Annotated in this window: 1 protein-coding gene and 1 pseudogene; both read left to right on the top strand. The window is 65.0% G+C overall.

What is annotated here, in order from left to right:
• A partial coding sequence (locus tag ABT116_RS49205; protein WP_351648130.1) for an ATP-binding cassette domain-containing protein occupies positions 1-444 on the top strand: 444 nt, incomplete at its 5' end.
• Positions 441-1,114 (top strand): annotated as a pseudogene (locus ABT116_RS49200) (ABC transporter); the annotation flags it as partial. The gene ABT116_RS49205 and the pseudogene ABT116_RS49200, both read left to right, overlap by 4 nt.

The raw sequence follows: 1,114 nt of genomic DNA, 5'->3' as shown, positions 1-1,114 counted from the left end.
TGTGGACGTCGTCCTGGAAACCGTCGGCGGCGACATCCTCACCAAGTCCATCGCCCTGACGGCCCAGTTCGGCCGGCTGGCATCGCGCTGGCCGCCCCCGACGCAACAGACGCGGAATACGCCGCAGCGCTTCGCCGGGCACAGATCGACGTCAGCCTCGATGTCGATGCCGCTTCACTCTCCGGCGGAGAACGTCAGAGAGTCGGGCTTGCTCGGGTATTCCTTTCGCCCGCAACAGTACTGCTGCTCGACGAGCCGACCAGCGCACTCGACGATCGGACAGCGGCCGAACTGTTGAAAGAACTACGACACCTCGCACATGCCGAAGGAAAGACGATTGTGATCGTCACCCACGACCCCGCTCTTGCAGACGACGCCGACGATCGGCTCGACCTCCGGAGTCTCATCGCATCCGATGCTGCCCTGACTGGAGCCGAACAATGAACAGCACCACTGCAGCCCGTCGACGCTTGATCACCATCGGACTCGGTTGGGTGTCCGTCGCTGTCCTCGAAGCGATCGCGTTCACCACCCTCGCGCTCTCGATAGCTGATCACCGGTCGCCGGTCCTCGTCCTGGCCACGGCCACCATCGCTCTCTTCGTGACCGTCCTGGTCTCGCGGGGCGGATATTTCACCGGGGCTCGACTCGTCGGCGATCTCTACGACGCGCTCGGGGATGCCTTCGCCCGCGCGAAGCTGTCCTGGTTCACCGACGACAACCGGGCTCTGCTCGCCACCGTCACCGGGCGCGGGATCCCGTCGCTGATGAGTGTTCCCGCACACCAACTTCAGACCTTCCTCGTTGCACCGCTGATCCCGCTGCTCCTGCTTCCTGGAATCGCGGTCGTCGCGGGACCCGGAGTCATGCTGCTCGTCGGGGGACTTCTCGCGGTGTCGCTCGCAGCTCAGACGCTGGCCCAACGCGCTCTCAGCCGAGCGGACGAGCGCCGGCACGAGGTTGAACTCGCTGCGACGCTGTCAACTCTCGAGCTCACCGACCATCTCGAATTACTGCGTACAGCAGCGGGTCCCACTCGTTCCGTCGAACGGATCGAGCGAAGCTGGCGGGATCAGGAAACCGCGCTTGCACGGACCAATCTCGCCGCGGCGCC

The sequence above is a fragment of the Streptomyces sp. NPDC002130 genome, from assembly GCF_040296465.1.
GTDB lineage: Bacteria > Actinomycetota > Actinomycetes > Streptomycetales > Streptomycetaceae > Streptomyces.
The sequence above is the reverse complement of the archived record's forward strand: the minus strand, read 5'-3'. Positions and strand labels throughout refer to the sequence as shown.